This window comes from Candidatus Dormiibacterota bacterium (assembly GCA_035635555.1).
Lineage (GTDB): Bacteria > Acidobacteriota > Polarisedimenticolia > Gp22-AA2 > Gp22-AA2 > Gp22-AA3.
Genome location: DASQAT010000027.1, coordinates 1 through 24,570 on the forward strand (window position 1 = coordinate 1; position 24,570 = coordinate 24,570).

Genomic DNA, 24,570 nt, shown 5'->3' on the forward strand with positions numbered 1-24,570 from the left:
CGCTCGGCCGTGGTCAAAGGGATCACGGCCGCCGCGGGGATCCCGGCCGGTCTTGCCTATCTCGAGCAGGTCGCCTTCGAGTGGTGGCCTCTCCTTTTGATCCTGCCGTGGATCGCCTACAACACCCGGCGGCTTCTGCCCTTCCTCGCCCCCGCGATGCTGTGGGCCGTCCTGGTCACGCTGCGTGGGGGAGACTGGATGCCGGGCGGGCGCTATCTCCTGCCGCTCGCCATCCTTTTGATCGGCTCCGCTGCGGCCGCGGCCGGGGACAGCGCCGCCACCGCATCGCCGTCCTTCGCGCATCGTGTGGCGCGAAGCGCCGTCTTCATCTCGATCGCCTGGGGTCTCCTGCTCCTGGCGCCGCTCGAGAGGCCGTCGGCTCTCCCCCTCGGCCGCTCCTGGCGCGCCATGGCCGAGCACCGCGTGCAGTCGCGCTGGTGGGAGGCCCTGGGGGCGTGGCTCAAGAGTGTCGCTCCCCCCGGCGTCCGGCTGGCCTCCGGACCGATCGGGGCCGTGCCGTACGCTTCACGTCTGCCCACCTTCGACATGTACGGATTGTGCTCGAAGGTCACGCACACGCGGGACGGGGACGCCGGACACCGCCTCTGGGGTCTGAGCGAGGCGGTGGAGGCGGGCAGCGACGCCGTCTATCCGGGGCAGGGCGTTCCGCAGGGGGAGGACTGGGACGCGGTCCTCGAGGCGGCGCGTCTGCAGATCAGGGACGTGCCGGACTTCGAGACGCGCTTCCGGCCGCTCGGCATCGACCATTCCGCCGAATATCACCTCGACATCCTGCGGGACGTGATCTGGATCGGACCCGGTGCCGTCCGCCCCTGATCTCTGGTAAAGTTAAGGGATCGAACCTGGTCCTCATCGTGAAATGCACCGGCTCGCCCGGGAAGGGAGACGCGTCATGACCGATCTCAAGATGATCATCGATGGCAAGGAAGTGGAGGCCGCGTCGCGGCAGCGCGCGGACGTGATCAACCCGGCGACCGAGAAGTCGGTCGGCAGCGTGCCGAAAGGGGGCGCCGAGGACGTCGACCGGGCGGTGAAGGCGGCCCGCAAGGCGTTCGGCAAGTGGTCGCGCACGACACCGGGCGAGCGCAGCGCCCACCTCCTGAAGCTGGCGGATCAGCTCGACAAGGATCTGCAGAGACTGGGGGAGATGGAGACGAGCCAGACCGGCAAGCCGTTGAAGCTGTCGATCAACTCCGACCTGCCGTTCGCCAACGACAACATCCGTTTCATGGCGGCTCAGGCGCGCATCCTGGACGGCACGGCGGCCGGCGAGTACGCGGCCGGGTACACCAGCTTCCTGCGCAGGGAGCCGGTCGGCGTGGTCGGCTCGATCGCCCCCTGGAACTACCCGTACCTGATGGCGGCCTGGAAGATCGGCCCGGCGCTGGCGGCGGGGAACACCGTGGTCCTGAAGCCGGCGTCGAACACGCCGTTCACGGCGATCGAGATCGCCAAGGCGGCGCTGCAGGCCGGTCTCCCGGAAGGGGTGCTCAACGTCGTGACCGGTCCGGGGGCGGAGGTGGGCGGTGCCATCTGCAAGCACGACGACATCAACATGATCTCGCTGACGGGCGACACGGCGACCGGCAAGAAGATCATGGAGCAGGCGGCGTCGACGGTGAAGCGGCTGCACCTCGAGCTGGGGGGGAAGGCGCCGTTCATCGTGTTCGAGGATGCGAATCTCGACGCCGCGGTGCAGGGGGCGGTGGTCGCCGGGTTCGTGAACACCGGACAGGACTGCACCGCCGCGACCCGCGTCTACGTCCAGAAGTCGAAGTACGACTCGTTCGTCGAGCAATTCGTGTCGCACGTCAAGAAGATCCGCGTCGGCGACCCGCTCAAGACGACCACCGACATCGGCCCGCTCATCTCGAAGGAGCAGCGCGAGCGCGTGGCCGGCTTCGTGGACCGCGCCCGCAAGGCCGGTCTCGACATTCTCACCGGCGGGCGCGCGCTCGACGGTCCCGGCTTCTTCTACCAGCCGACGGTGGTGGCGAAGGCGAAGCACGAGGACGAGGTGGTGCAGCGCGAGATCTTCGGGCCGGTGGTCGTGATCATGTCGTTCGAGAGCGAGGACGAGATCATCAGGAAGGCGAACGGCGTCGAGTACGGCCTGGCCTCCTCGGTCTGGACGCGCGACGTGACCCGCGCCCTGCGGGTGTCGCGCGATCTGGAGTACGGCGAGGTCTGGATCAACGACCACCTGCCGCTCGCCTCGGAGATGCCGCACGGCGGCGTCAAGCGGTCCGGTTTCGGCTCGGACCTGTCGCGCTACTCGTTCGAGGAGTACACGAACGTCAAGCACGTCATGGCCGACCTGAGCGGCGAGGCGCGCAAGGGTTGGCACTTCACCGTCTACGGCGACCAGCCGTAGGGCTCGACTCGACCGGTCCTGGGTAAGTCCACGTAGAGCGCCAGCCGTCGCTCCGGCAGCGAGGCGGCGACCAGCGGCGAAACATTGACAGTCCCTCCCGGCGCCCCTATGTTCTGGCGGGGCTATACCTATGACTGGCTGGCTGGCGGGCGGACTCCTGGTGCTCGCCGTCCTTTGGTTTCTGCTACGCGAAGTGCTCCGGCGGGGGCGCGTCGAGACCTCGCTGCGCCTTTCGGAAGCCCGGCATAGGCTCCTCCTGCAATCGATAGGCGAAGGGATCTGCGGCATCGACGTCAAGGGCCGCGGCACCTTCATCAACCGGGCGGCGGTCGAGCTGCTCGGCTTCGCCCCGGAGGAATTCCTGGGCCGGAGGGTCCACGATCTCATCCACCACCACCGCGGGGACGGCAAGCCGTACCCGGTGGAGGAGTGTCCCAGCGCGCAGGCGTTCCATAACGGACGCCCCAGCCGCAGCGAGGACGAGATCCTGTGGCGCAAGGACGGCACCTCGTTCCAGGCGGAGTACTCCGTGCATCCGGTCGTCGACGACACCGGGGTGATCGGCGCGGTGGTCTGCTTCAGGGACGTCGCGGAGCGCAAGAAGCTCCAAGGCGACCTTCTGCGCGCCAAGGAGGAGGCGGAAGCGGCGAGCCGCTCGAAGAGCGAGTTCGTCGCCAACATGAGCCACGAGGTCCGGACCCCCCTGAACGGCATCGTGGGCATGCTCGAGCTGGCCCTCGACACCGATCTGAGCGTCGAGCAGGCGCGCTTCCTGATGACGGCGCGATCGGCGGCCGACTCCCTCATGGAAGTGATCAACGACATCCTCGATTTCTCCAAGATCGAGGCCGGGCGCCTGGACATCGAGCCGATCGACTTCAGGATGCGCGACTGCGTGGCCCATACCGTGCGCACCCTCGCCCTGGCGGCGAACCGCAAGGGGATCGAGCTGGCCTCGCAGGTGGCGCCGGACATCCCGCAGCTGCTGGTGGGGGATCCCGGCCGGATCCGGCAGATCCTGATGAACCTGGTCAGCAACGCGATCAAGTTCACGGACAAGGGGGAGGTCGTCGTACGGGTCCGCACCGAGTCGACGGAGCCGGGGGCCGTCGTGGTACGGCTGTCGGTGTCCGACACCGGCATCGGGATACCCGAGGAGAAGCAGACGCAGATCTTCAGGGCGTTCACGCAGGCCGACGGCTCGACGACACGGCGCTACGGCGGCACGGGACTGGGGCTGACCATCGCCGCCGAGCTGGCCCGGATGATGGGAGGGGCGATCCGGGTCGAGAGCCGGCCGGGCGAGGGGAGCGTCTTCCACGTCACGCTGCGGCTGGGGATGCCGGAGAGGCCGGTGGTCGGAACGGCGGAGCGGCACCCGGTGGACGTGCGCGACCTGCGTGTCCTCATCGTGGACGACAACGCCACGAATCGGCAGGTTCTTGAGGAGATGACGGCGGCCTGGGACATGCGGCCCCTGGCCGTGTCCTCGCCCGCGACCGCGATCGCGGCGCTGCAGCAGGCGGCGGGAGCGGGGGCGCCGTTCCCCCTGGCCCTGATCGACGCGCAGATGCCGGACGTGGACGGGTTCGAGCTGGCCCGGCGCATCCGGAAGGAGGCGGGGGTCGAGGGGACTCTCATGGTGATGATGACTTCGGCGGGGCAGCGCGGCGACGCCGCGCGCTGCCGCCAGGTCGGAATCTCCGCCTACCTGCCGAAACCGGTGACGGCGTCCGAGCTGCTCGAGACGATCATCGCGACCCTGCGCGAGAAGCGGCACCGGCCCAATTCTCCGGTGCTCGTCACCCGGCATTCATTGCGCGAGGGGCGCAGGAGGCTGCGCATCCTCCTGGCCGAGGACAATGCCTTCAACGAGATGGTGGCGGTCAACCTCCTGGAGAGACGCGGCCATTCGGTGAAGGTGGTCAACAACGGGCAGGCGGCCCTGGACGCGCTCGGGAAGGGGACCTTCGACCTGGTGCTGATGGACGTGCAGATGCCGGAGATGGACGGCCTTCAGGCCACGGCCGCCATCCGCGAGCGCGAGGCGGCGGCGGGTGGGCACGTGCCGATCATCGCGATGACCGCCCGCGCCATGAAGGGGGACCGGGAGATGTGCCTGCAGGCCGGGATGGACGCGTACGTCTCGAAGCCGCTGCGCGCCGCCAACCTCTTCGAGGCGATCGATTCGCTGGGTCTCGGGATCTCGCTGGAGAACGTCGTCGTACCCCCGCCGGAACCCGCGGACGCCATGGTGCTCGATCACCGGGCCATCCTGGACGAGGCCGGCGGAGACGTCATGGTGGTGCGGCGGCTGGCGGCCCTGTTCAAGAAGGAGTCCGACCGGCTCCTGCTCGAGCTGAAGCGCGCGGTCGAGCGCAAGGATCGCGAGGCGATCCAGTTCGCGGCCCACGCCCTGAAGAGCTCGGTCGGCCACTGGGGGCAGGGGGAGGCGTTCCAGGAGGCGCGCACTCTGGAGGAGATGGCGCGCGCCGGCAAGATCGCCGGCGCGCAGCGGGGATGCGCCAGCCTGACGGAACACGTCGTCAGGCTGCAGAAGGAAGTGACGGCCCTGACCAGGAAGGGTGGTCCCTGGTCCGCGGCCCGGGCCTAGAAGCGGGCCGGCGCGGGACCCGCGGCCTTCATGTAGAGCAGCTTCGTCAGCCCCCAGCCGATCGCCACCAGGACGATCAGCGTGATCCAGCCGTGATCGCTTCCGTACACCGTCGCGTAGTGGTTGCTGATCATGCTGAGGACGAGCGGGACCGACATGTAGGTGTTGTGCTTCGACCGCAGGCCGGCCATTCCGGCGATCGCCGCGTCGGGCGGCGTGCCGGCCTTGGTCGCCGCGATGATCTTCTTCTGGGCGGGCCAGATCCGCATCCAGACGTTCATCGCCATGATCGTGCCGAACAGCATCCCCACGTGGATGAAGACCGCCCGCGGCGCGAACATCTGCCACATCCCCAGGATCAGGACCGCCACCAGGATGAACGACACGATGACGCCCGCCTGCTCGTTCTTGGCCATCGCCTTCCACAGCGCGTCGTAGACGAAGAAGACGGCGACGATGAGAAGCAGCGACAGGCCCACCCCGGCGCCCTTGCCCAGCGTCGAGTCGGGCGGCAGGAGGTTCTCGCTGTCGTAGTACACCATGCCCGCGAGAAGAAATCCGCTGACCCAGGTGTAGGCCGCGCCCCAGCGGAACCAGTAGAGGGCGCGCGGCATCAGCTCGGGTACGACCTTCTTCTTCGAATCCGCGTCGTAGGTCTTGACGACCTGGCTGTTCACGAAATTGAAGAAGTACAGGTGTCCGATCCACGCGATACCGGCCACGACGTGGATCCAGCGGAAGATCATTTCAAGACAGGCCCGGATGTTCGGATCCAACTGAGACCTCCTTCCCCGCGCCGTGCGGGCGCGGAAGCGACAGACTAGCAGGAACTCACGGTGTGCGTCACTTGGTCCGGCCCGCCACGAGCGCCAGGCTGAAGGCGGCGGTGCAGAACAGCGCGGCGATCGGCGGCGGGGAGGGCTCGACCTCACGCCGTGTCCGGGCCGGGAGCTTCGGAAGCTTCAGGCGGGACAGGAGGGTCGGCGGTGCCATGTGCCGCGTCTGCAGCCAGAGATCCTGCATCTCCACGAACAGCCGGCCGTAGGCGCGCAGCTGTGTCCAGACCTCCGGGGCGCGGCGGCGCAGGTGGGCGAGACGCCCTTCGACGGCGAAGCCGCGCCGGCGCTGCGTGCGGTCCTTGAGCCTGAGAAAGCCGGTGATCATCGGATGCGCGTCCTCGATCATGGCGGCGCGGTACCAGAGGTAGTTCTTCAGCAGACCCCAGTAGGTGCGGTGGTTCGATCGCAGCAGGGCGCGACGCATGGCGTCGAACGAGTAGAAATCGCGCCAGGCGCGGCGGTAGGCCTGCAGCCATTCGGCCCCGGTCATGCGCGGGTGGCGCATCACCGGGTGGAACGAGTCGTAGTTCCCCGGGTCGGCGTCGACCGGCACCTTGTTGCGCACCATCTCGAGGTGGTCCTGCGATCCCGGTATCGGGGTCAGCATGAAGAACGACGCCTGGTCGACCAGAAGGACCTCGAGCAGGTCGCGCACGTCCTCGGCGATCGTCTGCGGCGTGTCGTCGGGGAAGCCGAGGATATAGCCGACGTGGCACGCGATGCCGGCCCGGTGCCATGTCTCGATCATCGTTCGATACTCGGCCGCCTTGTTCTGCGTCTTGCCCGCCGCCTTCAGGTTGGCCGGCCGGATCGACTCCATGCCGAGGAAGACCTGGCTGCTGCCGGCGCGCGCCGCCTTCTCGATGAAGCGCGGAATCTTCCACGCCAGGGCGTCCACCTGCATCATGAAATCGATCCGCACCCCCTCCTCCTCGCGCAGCCGGATCAGGGCGTCGAACACCGCCTCCCAGCACGGATTGCGCGAGAAGTTGTCGTCGGTGAAGAAGTAGTAGTCGATGCCCCGCTTCCAGTTCTCGCGCACCGTGCGTTCGATAGCGGCCGGGTCGCGGTAGCGCATCTTCTTCCCCTGCACGTTGATGATCGAGCAGAACGAGCAGTTGAACGGACAGCCGCGTCCCACGTCCACGGTCGCCATGTGCGGGTAGGCGAAGCGCCTCATGTAGTGGTCGGGGATGCGCGGCAGGGGCGCGTCCTGGAGCCCGGGCCGCTCGTGGATGTCGTAGCGCGGCGCCAGGCGTCCCGAGAGGGCGTCCTTCAGGATCCCCCCCCAGGTCTCCTCGATCTCGCCGTGCACGAGCGTGACGCCGGCATCGAGGAGCTCCTGGAGCTCGGGGGTCGGGTCCGGAAACAGCTCGAGCACTCCGCTGACGTGGAACCCCCCCACCAGAACCGGAAGCCCGCGCCTGCGGAACTCGAGCGCCAGGTCGGCCGCCCGCGGCCACTGGTTCGTCTGCACGGCCACCAGGGCGATCACCGTGAGGTCGCCGGGGCGAAGCGCCCGGTGCCGGCGGGCGATCGCCCCCGGATCGACGGTGTGCACCGTCTCATCGTAGGCGTCGAGGCTCACGGCCACGCCGTCGCCCAGTTCGCCCGAAGACCCGACCTGCTCGGTGAGGGAATACATCGCGGCGAGCGTGTTGCTCGGCAGGACTCCGCGCCAGTGGCGTACCACGTAGCCGTCGTCGTCGTAGCGCGACGGCTTGATCAGGACGAGGCGGAGCGTGCGCGAGGAGAGAGTCGTGGACATGGGGATCTCCTCAGTTTCCGAACTCGAGCGCGTCGTCGCCGACGATCGACGTGACGCGGTAGATCGTAGCGGCAACCATACCTCAATCCGTCCTTCCGGGCGCCTTCTTTCCGCGGCGCACGGCCCGGGGCCGGGTCACTCGGACTTGGCCGCGTGGAAGACGATATCGAGTTTCGCGGTCTGGCCGTCGGCGACGGTGACGGTCCGGTCCTGGGTTCCGAGTCTTTCCTGCCAGGCCTCCACGGTGTAGGTGCCCGCGGGCAGGCCGCGCAGGGAGAACGCTCCGTCGTCCGCGGTCACCGCGTGGAACGGGTGACCGTCGACGGCGATGAAGGCGCTCATCCAGGCGTGGATGTCGCAGCGGATCTTGACGATTTCGGGGACGGTGAAATAGCGGCGCACCGTCTTCCCCTTGCCCGGCATCGAGACGTTGAACACGCGGTTCTTCTCGCCGATGGCGCGCACGTTGTGCACGATCGGGTCGCTGTTCCCGAACTCGATCATCTGGTCCGCCTGGACGTCGAGCACGTGCGGCACGAACGCGCAGCCGGCCTGGTCCATGACCACGGGGGACGAGGGGGGCGCGAATACGCGGTCGCCCAGCCCCGAGACGACGTGGACGTAGACGTTCTTGAGCGCTCCATCGGGCGAGACGATGACGTCCTCGCTCAGCGGCTCGACGCCGGGACGATGGCAGGACGCCTCGCTCGACATCCGGATGGTGCGCCGCGGCGGAGGGGCGCCCTCGAACCGGGCGCGGCCTTCGATCGCGGAGGTGCCGATCGACTGGCCCGCCGGAATCGCGCCGGGTGGAGGAGGCGGTGGTGCCGTCGGTTCGGGGGAGCAGGCGGCCGCCGCGATCACGCACCACGCGAACACGGCCGCCGCGGCGACACGGCGCGCGCGTCGGCCGCGATGGGACGCCCCGTTCAATCTGTCCGATCGCCGCAAGGCGCCCACACTAGTCAACTCCCCCGGGCCTGTCAATACGGCCTCCGCCGAAGGCTCGCACCGCGGGGAGTTCAGGGCCGTACCCGGGCGACGCCGCGGTACATCTGGCGGAGGACACGCAGCGGCAGGCGCGACTCGTAGCGCTCGAGCGACTCGATCTGGAAGCCGGCCGAGCGGACGACGCTCTCCATGTCGAGGTCGAGACGGCAGCCGTCGGCCAGCACCTGCTGGACGGGCGTGAGCAGGCGCTGCCAGCGGGCCAGGCGCGGCTCCGAGGCGAGCCCGTGCTCGAGAAACAGGAAGCGGCCCTCTCCCGCCAGGACGCGACGGATCTCGCGCAGGGCGTCGGGCAGGCGGCCGAGGGTGCAGAGCGTCCAGTTGGAGACGACCGTGTCGAACGTCCGCGGCAGGAACGGCATCGTTTCGGCGACACCGCGCACGAGGCGGACGGGGAACGGGGCGCGGGCGATCCGGCCGCTCGCCCGCCGCAGCATGCCCGGGTTCGGCTCGAGGGCGATCAGCTCGCGGACCCGCGCCGGCTTGTACTCCAGGATCGTGCCGCCGAAGCCGAACCCGATCTCGAGCACGCGCCCCTCCGCCCGACAGAGGAGGGCCCGTCTCTGCTCGGCGTAGATCGGCCGGCTGAGGATCGTCTCGATCAGCCAGGGGAGGATCCGTTCCGTATAGGCTCTCACGTGGCGTTCCCGCGTTATGATCGCTCCATCGGGGTATCCGTGGAGGAGACACGCTCATGTCCGAGCCGAAGACCGTCGCGAAGTCGATGTCCGAGATCCAACCCGGGCTGTATCACTCCAAGATCGATGACGAGCGGATCAAGTCGCAGAGCGACGCCTACGCCGTGGTCGCGAACGGCCGGGTCGTGCTGATCGATCCCATCCCTCTCGATCCGGGGCAGCTTCGCCGGCTCGGCACGGTCGAGGCGATCGTCCTCGGCACGCCGAGCCACCAGCGCTCGGCCTGGAGCTATAGGCGCGCGCACAAGGCGAAGGTGTATGTGCCCGACGGGTGGACCGGTCTCGAGGAGAAGCCCGACGCCACGTTCAAGGCGGGGGACTCCCTGCCTCTCGGCGTGAGGCCGCTGCACGCCCCCGGCCCGGCCGCCGCGCATCACGTGTTCCACATCGAGGGCAGGCCGGGTGTCCTGCTGTGCACCGATCTCTGGCACGTGGGGTCCAGAGGGGTGGAGTTCCTGCCGGACAAGTACATGAACGATCCCGGAAAAGCCCGCGAGTCGGCGCGGCGTCTTCTGGAGGTCGACTTCGACGTCCTGTGCTTCGGTCACGGCGATCCCATCAGGACGGACGCCCGCAGGACGATCGCCGACGTCGTCAGGAAAGACGCGGAGAGCCGGGGGGAGAAGCCGTAGGAGGCTGCTACAGCGACGGCGTCCGGCCGTCGAGGAATGCAGGCAGCTCCCGCGCCGAGAACTGCAGTCCGACGTAGAAGGGTCCGAACTCCGCGTAATCGGCGCTCGCCTCGTCGAAGCGCATCTCGTAGATGAGCTTCTTGAAGACGATCGGGTCGTCCGCGAACAGGTCGACGCCCCACTCCCAATCGTCCAGACCGATCGATCCGGAGATGATCTGGGTGACCTGGCCCGAGTAGGCGCGTCCGATGAAGCCGTGCTCGCGCATCATCGCGGCGCGCTTCTCGAACGGCACGGTGAACCAGTTCTTGATCTCCCCGCGCCGCTTGTTCATCGGGTAGAAGCAGACCTGCCGGCGCCGCGGGATCTCGGTGTAGAGACGCCCGATCATGCGCTCGCGCTGCCTGGCCATCTCCTCGTCGAAGGCCTTCTCGAACTCGTCCGTGCCGGTCTTCAGACCGCGCGACCCGAGGTCGTCGTGGATCTTGGCGGTCATCTCGTACAGCCCCAGCTCGACGATCGAGACGTAGGAGGTGGCGGGCTCGAGATGGTCGAAGAGCCCGAGCCGGGTCACCTGCATCTCGGTCTGGCCCAGCTCGTCGAATGTCTTCCGGAAATGGATCAGCATCAGGTCTGCCTTGTGCCCGAGCACCTGCACCAGGCCGGTGGGTCCTTCCTTGCTTCCCTCGAGCGGCGCCAGGAGGGCCGTCGCCTCCTCGGCCAGCCTCTTCCGGCGGTCGGCGGGAAGGCCCTTCAGCGAATCCCACCGTACGCGGAACATCTGATGCAGCACGCTCCATCCTTCGAGAGTCTCCGGGACCTGGGGATTATGCATCGCGCGCCCAGTGTAGCGTGTCGGCACTCCCCCCACAACCCCGAGCGCGGCCTCCGACTCTCCGGCGCCGGGGCGTGGCGATTTCGAGCCGCGCCATGCGCGCGACCAGAGCATCCAATACTCCGCGCGAGCGAGCATGAGCCACGCCCCTGCGCCGCCCCGCCGTCCCGAAGAGGGATAGCTCAAGGCAGCATCAGGGCAGGCGCAGGCGCCCGGAGCGCGTATCATGTCGGGAAGGCAGAACATGTCGAGTCAATCCCTGCAGGGCTTCATCATCCATCCGACCTACAGGCTCGAGAACGGACGACCGGTCGTCCACCTGTTCGGCCGGCTCGCGGACGGCCGGTCGTTCCTCGTGCGCGACCGCGGCCTCGTCCCGTACTTCTTCGTGCGGACGGCGGACGGGGAGACCGCCCGGGCGCACGGCGCGGCCCGCCAGTCGCCGACCTCGTTGAAGACCATGCGCGGAGAGCCGGTGGTGCGCGTCGAGGTCGATGCCCCCGATCGCATGCCGCCCCTGCGCGACGCGCTCGTGAAGGCCGGGCTGCCGGTGTTCGAGGCGGACGTACGCTTCGCCATGCGCTACCTCATCGACCACGGCATCCGCGGCGCACTTGAGATCGACCCTGAACGCAACGGAAGCGCTCCTGGAGGCGGCCCGACGGCCACGGCGCGCGGCGTGGACGTGGGCTTCGACGAACCTGCCGTGCGTCCGGCGGAGCTCCGCCCGGAGGCGGAACGGCTCAGGCTCGTGTCGATCGACCTGGAGACCGACCCGCGCGCCGCGCGGATCTACTCCGCGGCCGTCGCAGGGCCCGGTGTGGAGGAGGTCCTTCTCGCCCTCACCGACGAGGAGGTCAGGAAGGGCCTGGGGAAGGCGGCGGCTCCGTGCCGGATCGTGCCGTGCGGCGACGAGCGCGCCTTGCTGAAGAACCTGTTCGCCCGTCTGCGGGAGATCGATTTCGACGTCCTGACCGGGTGGAACGTGATCGATTTCGATCTCGACGTTCTTCTGGCGCGCTCCCGCGCCCTGGGAATCCCGTTCGAGATCGGCCGGGTGCCCGGGGCGGCCCGCGTGATCCGGGAGCGGACCTTCTGGGGGAGATCGCGCGCCGACATCACCGGCCGCGTCGTCCTCGACGGCATCGATCTCATGCGCTCGTCGTTCATGAAGCTGGATGACTACCGCCTCGACACCGCGGCGCGCGCCGTCCTGGGGGAAGGGAAGGTCGAGCTCGGCGACGCGCACGACGGGATGTCGGGGCGCGAGCGGGCCCAGGCGATCGAACGCACCTTCCGCGACAACCTGCCGCTGTTCATCGAGTACAACCTCGCAGACGCGCGCCTGGTCCTGTCGATCCTGGACAAGGCGCGCCTCCTGGACCTGGCGATCCGGCGAAGCCTGCTGACCGGCATGCCCCTCGATCGGGTCGGAGCGAGCATCGCGTCGTTCGATTTTCTCTATCTGCACGAGCTGAGACGGCGCGGTCACGTGGCGCCGAGCGTTGGCGCGGCACAGGCCGCCCCGGAAGACGTGGTCCTGGGGGGCGCGGTCCTCGAGCCGGTCCCCGGTCTGTTCGAGAACGTCCTGGCGTTCGACTTCAAGAGCCTGTACCCGAGTCTCATCCGCACCTTCAACATCGATCCCCTCGGCCACGTCCCCGAGCCCCGGCCTGAGGAGCGTCCCTCCCTCATCCGCGCCCCCAACGGCGCCTTCTTCCGCCGCGAGCCGGGCATCCTGCCGGAGATCCTGGAGCGCCTCTTCCCGCAGCGCGACGAGGCGAAGAGACGCGGGGACGCGATCGGCTCGCACGCCCTGAAGATCCTCATGAACTCGTTCTACGGTGTCCTGGCGGCACCCGCCTGCCGTTTCTTCTCCCTCCCGGTCGCGAACGCTATCACGCACTTCGGGCAGTGGGTGCTGCGCTGGACGCGCGACCGGGTCGAGGCGCTCGGACACCGTGTCCTGTACGGCGACACCGACTCGCTGTTCGTCGCCAGCGCCATCACCGGACCCGGGGCCGCGGACGAGGCCCTGCGTCTGGGCGCCGGGCTGCGCGACAGGATCAATGCCGAGCTGCGCGACGAGATCCGGGCCGGCTGGGACGTGGAGAGCCGCCTGGAGCTGGAGTTCGAAACGCTCTTCCTGAAGTTCTTCCTCCCCTCGATGCGGCACGGCACGGCCGGCGCGCGCAAGCGCTACGCGGGGCTGGTGCGGGAGGACGTGCCGGGGAAGGGGGACACGGTCGTGTTCGTCGGCATGGAGGTGGTGCGCCGCGACTGGACCGAGCTCAGCAAGATCTACCAGCGCGGCCTGTTCGAGAGGCTGTTCCGGGTCGCCGGCGGCGAGGAGGTCCTGTCGTACACGCGCGAGTTCGTGCGCGATCTCAAGGAGGGACGTCACGACGCCCACCTCGTCTACCGCAAGGCGCTGCGCAAGGGGCTGGACGAATACACGTCGACCACCCCTCCGCACGTCAAGGCCGCGCGGCTGGTCGAGGGGCCTGTGGAGGGTCTGGTCGAGTACGTGATGACGACGTCCGGCCCGCAGCCGGCCGCGGGGCGGACGGCGCCGATCGACTACGTCCATTACATCGACAAGCAGCTCCGTCCGATCGCCGAGCAGGTCTTCCCCCACCTCGGGCTTTCGTTCGACCAGGCCCTCGGGGAGGCGAGCCAGATGCGGCTCTTCTAGATATAATCACTCTGGAGAAGGATCATGCACCTCATCGACAGCACCCCCGAGTACGTCCTCTCGATCTACGAGCAGATGGAGCGGCGCCTGGCGACCGTGCGGCGCCGTCTGAACAGGCCGCTCACCCTGTCCGAGAAGATCATGCTGGGCCACCTGGACGATCCGGGGTGCAAGGATCTCGAGCCGGGCCGCAGCTATCTGATGCTGCGCCCCGACCGGGTGGCGATGCAGGACGCCACGGCGCAGATGGCGCTGCTGCAGTTCGTCCAGGCGGGACGCAAGCGGGTCGCGGTCCCCACGACGGTGCACTGCGACCACCTCATCCAGGCGCGCGCCGGTGCCTCGTCGGATCTGACTGCGGCCTTGCAGGAAAACCGGGAGGTGTTCGAGTTCCTGCGCTCCGCCAGCGCCAAGTTCGGGATCGGTTTCTGGCAGCCGGGGGCCGGCATCATCCACCAGGTCGTGCTGGAGAACTACGCCTTCCCGGGCGGTCTCATGCTCGGCACCGACTCGCACACCCCGAACGCCGGCGGTCTCGCGATGGCGGCGGTCGGCGTGGGCGGGGCGGACGCGGTCGACGTCATGGCCGGCTTCCCCTGGGAAGTGCTCTACCCGACGATCGTCGGCGTGCATCTCAAGGGGGAGTTGTCCGGCTGGACCGCCCCGAAGGACGTCATCCTGAAGGTGCTCGGCATCCTGACCGTCAAGGGGGGGACGAACCGGATCATCGAGTACTTCGGCCCCGGCGCCCGCGCCATCTCCTGCACCGGCAAGGGGACGATCACCAACATGGGGGCCGAGCTGGGGGCCACGACCTCGGTCTTCCCCTTCGACGCGAAGATGGACGCGTACCTGCGGGCCACCGACCGCGCGGCGCTCGCCGACCTGGCGAAGGCCCGCCCGCACCTGGTGGCGGCCGACCCGGAGGTCGAAGCGAATCCGGAGCGCTTCTTCGAGAAGGTGATCGAGATGGACCTGTCGCGGCTGGAGCCGCACCTGGTCGGACCGCACACCCCCGACCTGGCGCGTCCGGTCTCCGAGATGGCCGGGGCGGTGTCCGAGCACGACTACCCCGACGCGATCTCGGTGGCCCTCGTCGGATCGTGCACCAACTCGTCCTACGAGGACATCTCGCGCGCCGCGGACGTGGCGCTGCAGGCCACAGAACACGGGGCGAAGATGGCCGTGCCGCTCCTGGTGACCCCCGGAAGCAACCAGATCTTCGAGACCATCAAGCGGGACCGGCAGATGGCGGCGCTCGAGTCGGTCGGCGCCACGGTCCTGGCGAACGCCTGCGGTCCGTGCATCGGACAGTGGCGGCGCGACGAGATCAAGAAGGGGCAGCGCAACACCATCGTCACGTCGTTCAACCGCAACTTCCCGGGGAGGAACGACGCCAACCCCGAGACCCTCGCCTTCATGGGGAGTCCGGAGATCACCATGGCGTACGGACTGTCGGGGCGGCTGTCGTTCAACCCGCTGGCCGATACGCTCCCCGGCAAGGACGGACCGTGGACGCTGCGGCCGCCGAAGAAGGCGCCGGAAATCCCCGAGAGCGGGTTCGTCCGCTCGCGCGAGGGGTTCGTGCCGCCGTCGGACGATCCCGACCGCATCGAGCTGAAGGTCACGAAGGACAGCGAGCGGCTGCAGCTGCTGCAGGCGTTCGACCCGATGGTGGACGCGGATTTCGTCGAGATGCCGCTCCTTTTCAAGACCAAGGGAAAGACGACCACCGACCACATCTCTCCGGCCGGGTTCTGGCTGCGCTTCCGCGGCCACCTCGACCGGATCAGCGACAACATGTTCCTGGGGGCGGTGAACGCCTTCACCGGCGAGCGCGGCCGGACGACGAACCTGCTCACCGGCGAGCGCGGTGTCGAAGTCCCGAAGGTCGCCCGCGCCTACAAGGCGGCGGGGAAGAAGTGGGTCGTCGTCGGGGACGAGAACTACGGCGAGGGGTCGAGCCGCGAGCACGCCGCGATGTCGCCGCGTTATCTGGGCTGCGCGGCGATCCTGGCGCGCTCGTTCGCGCGCATCCATGAAAGCAATCTGAAGAAGCAGGGCGTCCTGCCGCTGGTCTTCGCCGACCCGGCCGACTACGACAGGGTGCGTGACGGCGACCGGATCACCCTGTCCAACCTGCGCGACCTCGCTCCCGGCGTGCCGGTTACGTCCATCCTGCACCACGCGGACGGTTCGGTCGAGACGATCACCCTGAAGCACACCCTCAATAACGAGCAGATCGCCTGGTTCCGGGCCGGCTCCGCCCTCAACCTGCTGCGCCGGCAGGATGGGGCGGCCCCGGGAACCTCTCCGCCTCCCGCCTAGACTTCTACGACATTCTTGGCGTGACCACCGGGCGCAGGACCAGCTGGCCGCTCGAGGTGGCGTTCACCTGCACCGACGCGGCGGCATCGAAGTCCAGGACGATTGCGGAGTCCGCGCCCGCCCTCACCTCGAAGCCGATCGGCACGTCCACTTTGTTCGAATCGATCTGCAGATCGGCCAACGTGCCGTCCTTGTAGGTGATCGCCGCGGATGAGATCTCCAGACGGATGCGCCGGTAGAAGCCGGCCGGGACCTCTCCCGAGGCGAGGAGGGCCGTGGCGCCCCCGGTCAGGGTCAGAAGGTCGAAGGACGCCGGATGAGCGGTCACGACGATGGGGGTGGCCGTGTCGTTGTCCATCCCCTCGACGCCCGGATAGACCAGGACGTCGGTGATCGTCACGGTGATGTTCGAGACCGTGGAGAGATCGATCGGAGCGTCGGTGAGACGGATGTCCAGCCGGCCGGTAGCCCCGCCGACCGAGGTCGAGCCGGAGGCGTTGCAGGCGCCGAGAAGAGTCAGCGACAGGACGAGGAGTACTGCGGAGGTCGAAGCGGTCCGTGTCTTCATGGTCCACCTCCTTCAACGATTCTAACCCCCTGGATGCGCGCCGGCCAGCCGGAGGCGAATGCAGGTAAGATCGGCGTACCCGAGGGACAGTCGATGCCCGAGCTGCCGGAAATCGAGACGATCCGCCGCGGACTGGGTCCGCTTCTCGTCGGCCGCCGCGTCCTCCATGTCCTGGTGCGCGAGCGCCGGCTCCGGGAGCCTCTCGCCCCCCGCGGGCTGGCGCGGCTGCGCGGGGCCACGGTCACCGGCATCAGGCGTCGCAGCAAGTACCTGCTGCTCGACACCGACTCGGGGCTGACGCTCCTCATCCATCTCGGCATGACGGGCCAGCTCTGGGTCGCCGATCGGGGGAAGCCGCGCCGCCCGCACGAGCACGTCGTCATCTCGCTCGACGACGGTCGTGACCTGCGCTACGCCGACATCAGGCGCTTCGGCCTGATGCACGTGGTGAGAAGCGATCGTCTCGACATGCACCCCCGGCTGAAGGGGCTCGGACCCGAGCCGCTCGACGGGGAGGTCACGGGCGAGACGCTGTTCCGCGCCACCCGCGGACTGAAGAAACCGGTGAAGAACTTCCTCATGGACACGCGCGCCATCGCGGGCGTGGGGAACATCTACGCCTGCGAGGCGCTGTACCGCGCGGGGATCAGCCCGCGACGCTCCGTCGGACGGCTGGGGCGGGCCCTCTGGGAAGGGCTCATGGTCTCGCTGCGGGCGGTGCTGGGCGAAGCGATCACCGCCGGGGGCACGACGCTGCGCGACTTCCTGAACGCCGAGGGGGAGGTCGGCTACTTCGCCGTCTCGCTGCGGGTGTACGACCGGAAGGGGAAGCCGTGCGGCCGGTGCGGCACGACGATCCGCCGGATCGTCCAGGCCGGCCGGAGTACGTTCTACTGCCCGCGCTGCCAGCGCTGAGACGTTCCGCGGCTCAGCCGGCTTTTCTCTTCCGGGTCTTTCCCGCGCGCTCGGTCTCGAGAGCGCCGCACACGAGATCGAACTCCTTCTCCACGCGGACGAGGAGTGCCTCGGCACCGGCGAGAGACTCGCCGCGCCCGAGGGTCTCGAGGTCGCCGCACGCGGCCGCCATCGTCAATGCCCCGAGCGCCCCGGCGCTCCCCTTGAGGGCGTGCGCCGCCTTCACCACGACGGCGGAGTCGGCCCGGGCCACGGCATCCCGCAGCGCCAGGATCCGCGTCGGCGCTTCCTGCAGATACTTCTGGATCAGACCGGCGAGAAACCCGTCGCCCCCCGCGCGGTCGGCCTCGCGGAGCTGGCCGAAGATCTCGGAATCGAGTGGACTCGTCTCCGAAGGAGACGCCACTCCGGACGCCTTGGCCGTCCTGGGCTTTGGGCCGGCAACGACGCGGGAGACCGTGCGCCGGGCCTTTCCTGCAGTCTCCCCCTTCTTGATCCATCGCTTCAGGGCCTGGTCCAGATCCACGACCTTGACCGGCTTCGGCAGGTAGTCGTCCATGCCGGCCTGCAGGCACTTCTCGCGGTCTCCGCGCATGGCGTTGGCGGTCATGGCGATGATCGGCACGTGCCGTCCGGACGCCGCCTCCGCGGCGCGGATCGCGCGTGTCGCCTCGTAGCCGTCCATCTCCGGCATCTGGCAATCCATCAGGATGGCGTCGAACGGGATCTTCTTCAGCGCTTCGATCACCTCGAGACCGTTCGCGGCCACCTCCGATCGGCAGCCGAGGCGGCGCAGCATCTGCACGGCGACCATCTGGTTGGTCTCGTTGTCGTCCGCCACAAGAATCCGCGACTGCGAGCGCGATTTCTGTTCCTTGATCGTGTGACGCGTGACCAGCGGGAGTCTGGCGGCCGCCTGGGTGTCGCCGCCCATCACGGTCGCCAGACAGTCGTACAGCTGCGACTGGCCGACCGGCTTGGTCAAGAATGCGGAGAATCCGGCCCTGCGCGACTCCTCGGCCATCCCGCGCAGACCGACCGACGTCAGCATGACGAGCCTGGTCCCCGCGAGGAGAGCATCGCGGTGGATCGCGCGCCCCAGCTCGAGCCCGTCCATGCCGGGCATCTGCATGTCCAGGATCGCCAGGTCGTACCGGCCTCCCCGCGCGGCGGCGGCGCGCAGCCGCTCGAGCGCCCCGGCTCCATCCGCGGCGTCCTGCACTTCCATCTTCCAGGAGCGCGCCTGCTCGGTCAGGATCGCACGGTTGGTCAGGTTGTCGTCCACGACCAGCACCCGCAACCCCCGGAGGTTCTCGCGCGGCCTGGGCCGGGCGCGCACCCCCTCCGGCTGGGTCAGGAGGCGTGTGGTGAACCAGAACGTGCTTCCCCGGTCCTCCTCGCTCTCGACGCCGATCCGTCCCCCCATCAGCTCGACCAGCTGGCGGGAGATCGCCAGCCCGAGGCCGGTGCCGCCGAACTTCCTGGCGGTGGATCCGTCCGCCTGCGTGAACGGGCTGAACAGACGAGCCCGATCCTCCGCGGCGATGCCGATGCCGGTGTCCGTCACTTCGAATCGCACGACGACCGCCCCCTCCTGCTTCTCCTCCAGGCGGGCGCGCAGCACGACCTCCCCCTTTTCCGTGAACTTGATCGCGTTGCCGACCAGGTTCAGGAGAATCTGCCGCAGGCGGCCCGGATCGCCGCGCAGGGCCCCCGGGACCTCGTGGTGGACCAGGCAGGCCAGCTCGAGCTTCTTGCCGTGCGCCTTCTCGGCGAGGAGCGACATGACCTCCTCGACGATCGGGTGAAGATCGAAATCGAGCGCTTCCAGCTCCAGCTTGCCGGCCTCGATCTTCGAGAAGTCGAGGAGGTCGTTGATGATCGTCAGGAGCGCCTCGCCCGAAGCGCGCAGCATGCCGACGAACTGTCGCTGCTCGGGGCTCAGATTGGTCTCGAGGAGGAGACCCGTCATGCCGATGACCCCGTTCATCGGTGTGCGGATCTCGTGGCTCATGTTGGCCAGGAACTCCGACTTGGAGCGTGTGGCGAGCTCGGCCTCGTCCTTCGCACTTCGGAGGTCCTCCTCGGCGTGCCTGTGGAGCGTGACGTCCTCGACGGTCCCCACGAACTCCGTGATCTGCCCGTCGGGCCCGCGCACGATCGCCGACCGGGCATGGACCCAGAGCGTCTCCCCCTGCGGCGTCAGATAGCGGTGCTCGTCGTCATAGGGCCGCCCCTCCGCGGCGCAGGCGCCCCATTTCGCCAGGACGCGGACGCGATCTTCCGGATGGAGAGCCCGGCTCCAGCCCATTCCCAGGCTTTCCTCCAGCGACTGGCCGGTCAGCGTCTGCCAGCGGGCGTTGGTGTACAGGCACAGCCCCGCCGAATCGGTCTGGAAGATGCCGACAGGGGAGGAGTCGCTGAGCTTGCGGAAGCGCTCCTCGCTGCTGGCCAGCTCGGAGGTGCGCGCCTGGACCTGCTGCTCGATCGCGGCGTTCGTGGCTTCGAGCTCCGCCCGGCGCGCGGCGATCCTCCGCATCTCGGTGATCCCCTGACGGCAGGCCGCGATCAGGAAGACGTTCTCGAACCCCACCCACCAGGTGTGCTCGACCGTGCGCCAGACGCTCGCCTCGAGCACGCCGTAGACCGACTGCGGCCAGAACATCCCGCGCAGCAGATGATCGACCACCACGACCACGGTGGCCGAGATCAGGACGCGCCAGTCGCGGTAGAAGGCGAGAAAGGCCAGCGAGCCGAACACGATGAAGTGCGTCTCGATGCGGCCGCCGGTGAGGTGGATGAGGAACGCCGCGAACATCATCTGGGCGACGGCGATGATGTGACGGGTCAGGACCTCCCCCGGGCGCTGCAGGGCGAGAAAGATCGGAAGGCTGCCGATCAATCCGCCCAGCACCAGGGCGGCCCACACGTGCAGGTGCACCTGGCTGTACGATCCGGCCCAGGTCCTGGGGGAGACAATCAAGGCGACCGCGATCGCCCCGAGCCACTCGATCCCCAGGAGGGACGCGAACAGGCGGTCGGTGCGCCGGATGATCCTGTCGCGGTGGTCCCTGAACAGCTGTTCCGCGCGCTCCTTCACCTGCGGCGCGCCGGGACGGGTGGGATCTAACGATTCCATGTTCCCTCCGCACCGGTCCTGACCGCCGCCCAGTCGTTCAACGCGCACCCGAAGACTGGTGTCTGCCGCCTCACGTTCGTGTCACCGCGAACCAGCGCCTCGATGGCGGCGAGCCCGGCATTGTCGCCGGCGTGCCCGCGGGCCACCGTGATCCCGCCGTTGAACTCGAGTCGTCCATTCCCGTCGTACAGCAAGACGTCGCCGGAGGTCTCCGCGTGAAACCGGTGCGACTCGGCGGCGTCCCGGTCCAGGACATCCACGACGCCGGGGATCGCCGCGGCGCTCGTCCAGAGATCGGTCTTCCACCAGTCCTCGGCGGCGTCTGCCGGCGCGTAGAAAACGACGCGAGCGTCGAGCCGACCGAGAGAATCGGCCATGAGACGACCCAGCTCCTCCAGACTCGCCCGCGTGCACGGACAGCGCGGGTGGGCCATCATGACGAGGACCGGCCTGCCCGCGGGCGGCGGGATCGTGCTGTCGGCGGGCCAGGTGGACGGCGGCCGACCCGGGTCGCCCGGAGTCGAGGCGTATTCCAGGAGAACACCCATTCCGGCGCAGACCCCGACCAGCCAGAGCCCGGCGCAGGCGTGAAGGAGCCACGGACGCTGTGCGATGGCGCGGATCATGCGCCCGCCGCCCGGCGCGAGCGCGCCCTGCCCAGGATCGCCTTCACGCGCGCGGCCAGACGCTTCGGCTCGACCGGCTTGACTAGATAGTCGTCGACGCCCACCTCGAGGCCACGCGCCTCGCTGTCGGCGCTCCCCTCGGACGTCAGCATGAGGATCGCCATCCCGCGGGTCCGCGGGTCGTCGCGCAGCGCCTTGGTGAGGGCCAGTCCGTCCATCCCCGGCATGTTGAGGTCGCTGACGACGAGGTCCGGGACGTCGCTCCGGGCCATCTCCAGGCCCGTCAGGCCGTCCTCGGCCACCAGGACCTCGAACCCCTCGAGCTCGAGGAAGTACTTCACGACGGTCACGACCGTCGGGCTGTCCTCGACGATCAGGACGCGGCCCCTGTCGCCGTTCTGCCCCGAAGCGACGGCCGCCGACGGTGTCGCGGGCTCCGCGGCCTCGCGACGTCCGGCGGGCGCCACGGCGGCCAGCGGCCGGGTGTGGGAGGTCGCGGGGCGGTTCTCGTCCGGCGGCGCGACGCGCAGCACTTCCTCCAGCGTCGTCAGGCCCCGGGCCGCCTTGACGACGCCGTCCTGCGTCAGGGAGCGCATGCCCGCGCGACGCGACGCCTCCCGCACCTGGTGCTCGGCCGCGCGGCGCGAGATCAGGTCGCGTATCTCATCCGTGACCATGAGCAGCTCGTGGATGGCCAGCCGGCCCTTGTACCCCGACTGGCCGCACTCTTCGCAGCCGGTCCCGGACATCCAGCGCGCGTCCGCCGGCAGCTGCGCCGCGCCACCGAATCTCTCCAGCGTGAGGGCCGCCGCGTCGCGCTCCTTGCCGCACGCCGGGCACACCCGCCTCAGCAGGCGCTGGGCCAGGATGCCGATGACCGACGACGCCACCATGAACGGCTCGACCCCGAGGTCGATGAGCCGGGTGATCGAGGAGGGGGCGTCGTTGGTGTGCAGGGTGGTCAGGATGAGGTGCCCGGTCTGCGCCGCCTCCAGCGCGATACCGGCCGTCTCCTGGTCGCGGATCTCGCCGACCAGGACGATGTTCGGGTCCTGACGCAGGATCGATCGCAGCCCGGCGGCGAAGGTCACGCCGGCGCGGGTGTTGATCTGGACCTGGTTGATCCCCTCGAGCTGGTACTCGATCGGGTCCTCGACCGTGATGATGTTCTTCACAGGCGACTTGATCCAGTTGAGGGACGCGTACAGGGTCGAGGTCTTGCCGCTGCCGGTCGGACCGGTGACCAGGATCATCCCCTGGGGGCGCGACAGGAGCCCCTGGAACTCCTTCAGGAGCTCGGGAGTGAATCCCAGCTGGGCCATGTCGGTCCGCGCCCCCGCGCTTTCGAGGAGCCGGATCACCACCTTCTCGCCGTAATTGGTCGGCAGGGTCGAGACGCGCAGGTCGATCCGTCTCTGCTGCACGCGCAGGCGGCTGCGGCCGTCCTGCGGCTTGCGCCGCTCGGCGATGTCCATTCCCGAGATGATCTTCAGGCGGGACACGACGGACGCCTGCAGGTGCCTGGGGATCTTCTGCACGTCCCGCAGCATCCCGTCGACGCGCTGCCGGACCTGCATGGACGCTTCCTGCGGCTCCATGTGGATGTCGCTGGCCCCCGCCTTGGCGGCGTCCGTCAGGATGACGTTGACCAGGCGCACGATCGGCGGCAGCTTGATGTCCTTCGCCAGCTCGGCCGGGTCGACGACTTCGTAGTCTTCCTCGCCGCTCCCCTCCAGCTCCCCTTCGGGGGGCGCGGCCGGGAGCAGGTCCTCCGGGATGCCGGTCTGCTCCAGCTCGGGATAGAGGCGTTTCAATATCCTGAAAATTGCCGACTCGGCCGCCACCACGGCGATCGCCCGCTTGCTGGTGCGGAACTCGACGTCCTGGAGCGTGCTCAGATCGAGAGGATCCGCCATGGCCAGCCGCACGGCGCGGTCCTTGACGCCGAGCGGGAGGACGCGCCGCTGACGGCAGAAATCCGGCGGGAGGCAGAGGTCGGCCTCTGCAGGCAGCTCGATCTCGTCCAGGTTCACGTAGTCCAGGCCGAGTCCGGAGGCGATGACGTTCGCCACGGCGTCCTCCGCGCACAGGCCCAGGTCCGCGATGATCCGCCCGAGCGATCCGCCGTCGAGCGCCTGGATCTCGAGCGCACGTTCGAGACCGGGGGCGTCCACGATTCCGGACCGCGCGAGAATTTCCTGAACGACTGGCTGTTTCATAGGCTCGCTTTACCGCGCGCGCCGGCCGGGGCGGAACCGCCCCGATTCGCATCGCGCCGGCTGGTTCAGAGAAGAGGACGCGTGAACGGCAGGTCCGCGGTCAATATAGGTCCGCGGGTCGGAACGTCCAATCGCGGGCGAGGAGAGACGCGAAGCCCGGGAGGCGCGCGAGGAGAGGAATTACGGTTTGGTGGTTGCGAATCCGCCGGGGACCCAGAGTACGTCGGCGCGCCCGCCCTCGTTGGCGCGGCGCGCCATCACGAAGAGAAGATCCGAGAGGCGGTTCAGGTAGACGACGGACTGGGGGTTGAGCGTCTCCTTGCGTCCCAGCGCGACGACATGGCGTTCGGCCCGCCGGCACACGGTGCGCGCCAGGTGCAGCCAGGCCGAGGCGGCCGTTCCGCCCGGAAGAACGAAGCTGGTCAGGGGATCGAGCGCGGCGTTGAAGCGATCGATCGCCTGCTCGAGCGGCCGGACGTGATCTTCGGTGATGCGCAGGGGCGGTCGGGCCCGCTTCGCCCGGCCCGATTTCGGCCGTTCCGGCACGCACAGGTCGGCGCCGAGGTCGAACAGGTCGTTCTGGATCGTCCTCAGGAGGTCCGCCGCCGCGTCGTCCGCCAGGGAGAGGATCGCCAGTCCCAGGACGGCGTTCAGCTCGTCGACGCTCCCGAACGCCTCGATGCGCGGCGCGTCCTTCGACACGCGCCGGCCATCCCCGAGCGCGGTCGTCCCCTTGTCCCCGGTCTTCGTATAGATCCTCGTCAGCCGCACCATCGTGTTGCTCCCTGCCTTCGCGACATACTAACGCAGATCGTTGCCCGCTCCGGCTCACCGAGCTATCCCGAGTCAGCCCGGCGGGACGTCGCCGCGGCGTGCCTCATCTCGCTCGCGCGGCGTACTGGATGCTCCGGTCGGGCGCATGGCGCGGCTCGAAATCGGCTCGCCGCGGCGACGCCCCGCCGTGTCCCCGCCGGACGACCTGCCGCTGCGGGCCGCCCGTCTTCGATCGAAGCGAAGCCTTCGGCCTCGGCTTGATTGTGCGGTTGTACTTCGGCGAGCGGTGCGACATCCACGGCGGTGAGTGGCGGGCCGGCGCGGGGTCGAGCCGATTTTGAGCCGCGCCATGCGCGCGAATTGGCTGCCAGGTATCCCGCGCGAGCGAGATGGGATGAAGTGGCTGGTCCCCGATGGGGACGTGGTGGCTAGACTAGCCCCACACGGTGTTCAACGCGCTCTGAGGCGCAGCCCAGGAGGACCAGCCATGACCAATAGTGGCATAGATCTCGGACGG

General features: G+C 68.8%; 17 protein-coding genes. 7 read left to right on the forward strand and 10 right to left on the reverse strand.

The annotated features are described in order from the left end of the window. The 3 genes from VEW47_06875 to VEW47_06885 form a co-directional block, all read left to right on the forward strand. On the forward strand, positions 1–837 hold an 837-nt coding region (locus VEW47_06875), incomplete at its 5' end, for a hypothetical protein (protein HYS04901.1). Positions 838–913: 76 nt separating this feature from the next. Next, entirely contained in the window at positions 914–2,395 is a 1,482-nt protein-coding gene (locus tag VEW47_06880; protein HYS04902.1) for a gamma-aminobutyraldehyde dehydrogenase, read from the forward strand. A 130-nt stretch (positions 2,396–2,525) separates the two neighbouring features. Then, positions 2,526–5,009: a response regulator gene (locus VEW47_06885; protein ID HYS04903.1), complete on the forward strand. Its 2,484-nt coding sequence runs from the start codon at positions 2,526–2,528 to the stop codon at positions 5,007–5,009. Here VEW47_06885 and VEW47_06890 read toward each other — a convergent pair. From VEW47_06890 to VEW47_06905, 4 genes are all read right to left on the reverse strand, one after another. Continuing rightward, the gene (locus VEW47_06890; GenBank protein ID HYS04904.1) at positions 5,006–5,785 is read right to left on the reverse strand and encodes a urate hydroxylase PuuD; all 780 of its coding nucleotides are present in this window, start codon (positions 5,783–5,785) and stop codon (positions 5,006–5,008) included. The genes VEW47_06885 and VEW47_06890 overlap by 4 nt on opposite strands. A 67-nt stretch (positions 5,786–5,852) precedes the next feature. After that, positions 5,853–7,616 carry a radical SAM protein gene (locus VEW47_06895; GenBank protein ID HYS04905.1) on the reverse strand — a complete coding sequence of 588 codons (1,764 nt, stop codon included), beginning with the start codon at positions 7,614–7,616 and terminating at the stop codon, positions 5,853–5,855. A 135-nt stretch (positions 7,617–7,751) separates the two neighbouring features. Then, entirely contained in the window at positions 7,752–8,549 is a 798-nt protein-coding gene (locus VEW47_06900) for a carboxypeptidase regulatory-like domain-containing protein (GenBank protein ID HYS04906.1), read from the reverse strand. Positions 8,550–8,638: 89 nt separating this feature from the next. Further along, on the reverse strand, positions 8,639–9,262 hold the full coding sequence (locus tag VEW47_06905) for a class I SAM-dependent methyltransferase (protein HYS04907.1): 624 nt from the start codon (positions 9,260–9,262) through the stop codon (positions 8,639–8,641). Between the two features lie 56 nt (positions 9,263–9,318). Here VEW47_06905 and VEW47_06910 point away from each other — a divergent pair, with 56 nt between their 5' ends. Next, entirely contained in the window at positions 9,319–9,954 is a 636-nt protein-coding gene (locus tag VEW47_06910; protein HYS04908.1) for an MBL fold metallo-hydrolase, read from the forward strand. A 7-nt stretch (positions 9,955–9,961) separates the two neighbouring features. Here the strand turns inward: VEW47_06910 and hemQ are convergent, their stop codons facing one another. Continuing rightward, positions 9,962–10,789, reverse strand: a complete 828-nt coding sequence (hemQ, locus tag VEW47_06915) for a hydrogen peroxide-dependent heme synthase (protein HYS04909.1) — start codon at positions 10,787–10,789, stop codon at positions 9,962–9,964. Positions 10,790–11,033: 244 nt separating this feature from the next. Here hemQ and VEW47_06920 point away from each other — a divergent pair, with 244 nt between their 5' ends. Further along, positions 11,034–13,484, forward strand: coding sequence for a DNA polymerase II (locus tag VEW47_06920; GenBank protein ID HYS04910.1), 2,451 nt, complete (start codon positions 11,034–11,036; stop codon positions 13,482–13,484). Positions 13,485–13,508: 24 nt separating this feature from the next. Next, positions 13,509–15,812 carry an aconitate hydratase gene (locus tag VEW47_06925; GenBank protein HYS04911.1) on the forward strand — a complete coding sequence of 768 codons (2,304 nt, stop codon included), beginning with the start codon at positions 13,509–13,511 and terminating at the stop codon, positions 15,810–15,812. A 4-nt stretch (positions 15,813–15,816) separates the two neighbouring features. Here the strand turns inward: VEW47_06925 and VEW47_06930 are convergent, their stop codons facing one another. Further along, complete coding sequence (locus tag VEW47_06930) at positions 15,817–16,380, reverse strand: DUF4382 domain-containing protein (GenBank protein ID HYS04912.1); 564 nt, start codon at positions 16,378–16,380, stop codon at positions 15,817–15,819. Positions 16,381–16,473: 93 nt separating this feature from the next. Between VEW47_06930 and mutM the strand changes: the two genes are divergently transcribed. Continuing rightward, positions 16,474–17,295: a bifunctional DNA-formamidopyrimidine glycosylase/DNA-(apurinic or apyrimidinic site) lyase gene (gene mutM, locus VEW47_06935; GenBank protein HYS04913.1), complete on the forward strand. Its 822-nt coding sequence runs from the start codon at positions 16,474–16,476 to the stop codon at positions 17,293–17,295. Positions 17,296–17,308: 13 nt separating this feature from the next. Here mutM and VEW47_06940 read toward each other — a convergent pair whose 3' ends face one another. The 4 genes from VEW47_06940 to VEW47_06955 all read right to left on the reverse strand — a co-directional run bounded on the left by VEW47_06940 (position 17,309) and on the right by VEW47_06955 (position 24,053). Then, positions 17,309–20,434, reverse strand: a complete 3,126-nt coding sequence (locus tag VEW47_06940; GenBank protein HYS04914.1) for a response regulator — start codon at positions 20,432–20,434, stop codon at positions 17,309–17,311. After that, complete coding sequence (locus tag VEW47_06945; protein ID HYS04915.1) at positions 20,422–21,060, reverse strand: RedB protein; 639 nt, start codon at positions 21,058–21,060, stop codon at positions 20,422–20,424. Before VEW47_06945 ends, VEW47_06940 begins: the two co-directional genes overlap by 13 nt. Next, positions 21,057–23,279, reverse strand: coding sequence for an ATPase, T2SS/T4P/T4SS family (locus VEW47_06950; protein HYS04916.1), 2,223 nt, complete (start codon positions 23,277–23,279; stop codon positions 21,057–21,059). Before VEW47_06950 ends, VEW47_06945 begins: the two co-directional genes overlap by 4 nt. Positions 23,280–23,459: 180 nt before the next feature. Then, on the reverse strand, positions 23,460–24,053 hold the full coding sequence (locus VEW47_06955) for a cob(I)yrinic acid a,c-diamide adenosyltransferase (protein HYS04917.1): 594 nt from the start codon (positions 24,051–24,053) through the stop codon (positions 23,460–23,462). Positions 24,054–24,570 lie beyond the last annotated feature (517 nt).

Coding starts and splice junctions, on each gene's coding strand:
- VEW47_06880 (HYS04902.1), top strand. CDS start 914: ATGACCGATCTCAAGATGATCATCGATGGCAAGGAAGTGGAGGCCGCG.
- VEW47_06885 (HYS04903.1), top strand. CDS start 2,526: ATGACTGGCTGGCTGGCGGGCGGACTCCTGGTGCTCGCCGTCCTTTGG.
- VEW47_06895 (HYS04905.1), bottom strand. CDS start 7,616: ATGTCCACGACTCTCTCCTCGCGCACGCTCCGCCTCGTCCTGATCAAG.
- VEW47_06910 (HYS04908.1), top strand. CDS start 9,319: ATGTCCGAGCCGAAGACCGTCGCGAAGTCGATGTCCGAGATCCAACCC.
- hemQ (HYS04909.1), bottom strand. CDS start 10,789: ATGCATAATCCCCAGGTCCCGGAGACTCTCGAAGGATGGAGCGTGCTG.
- VEW47_06920 (HYS04910.1), top strand. CDS start 11,034: ATGTCGAGTCAATCCCTGCAGGGCTTCATCATCCATCCGACCTACAGG.
- VEW47_06925 (HYS04911.1), top strand. CDS start 13,509: ATGCACCTCATCGACAGCACCCCCGAGTACGTCCTCTCGATCTACGAG.
- VEW47_06930 (HYS04912.1), bottom strand. CDS start 16,380: ATGAAGACACGGACCGCTTCGACCTCCGCAGTACTCCTCGTCCTGTCG.
- mutM (HYS04913.1), top strand. CDS start 16,474: ATGCCCGAGCTGCCGGAAATCGAGACGATCCGCCGCGGACTGGGTCCG.
- VEW47_06940 (HYS04914.1), bottom strand. CDS start 20,434: ATGGAATCGTTAGATCCCACCCGTCCCGGCGCGCCGCAGGTGAAGGAG.
- VEW47_06945 (HYS04915.1), bottom strand. CDS start 21,060: ATGATCCGCGCCATCGCACAGCGTCCGTGGCTCCTTCACGCCTGCGCC.
- VEW47_06950 (HYS04916.1), bottom strand. CDS start 23,279: ATGAAACAGCCAGTCGTTCAGGAAATTCTCGCGCGGTCCGGAATCGTG.
- VEW47_06955 (HYS04917.1), bottom strand. CDS start 24,053: ATGGTGCGGCTGACGAGGATCTATACGAAGACCGGGGACAAGGGGACG.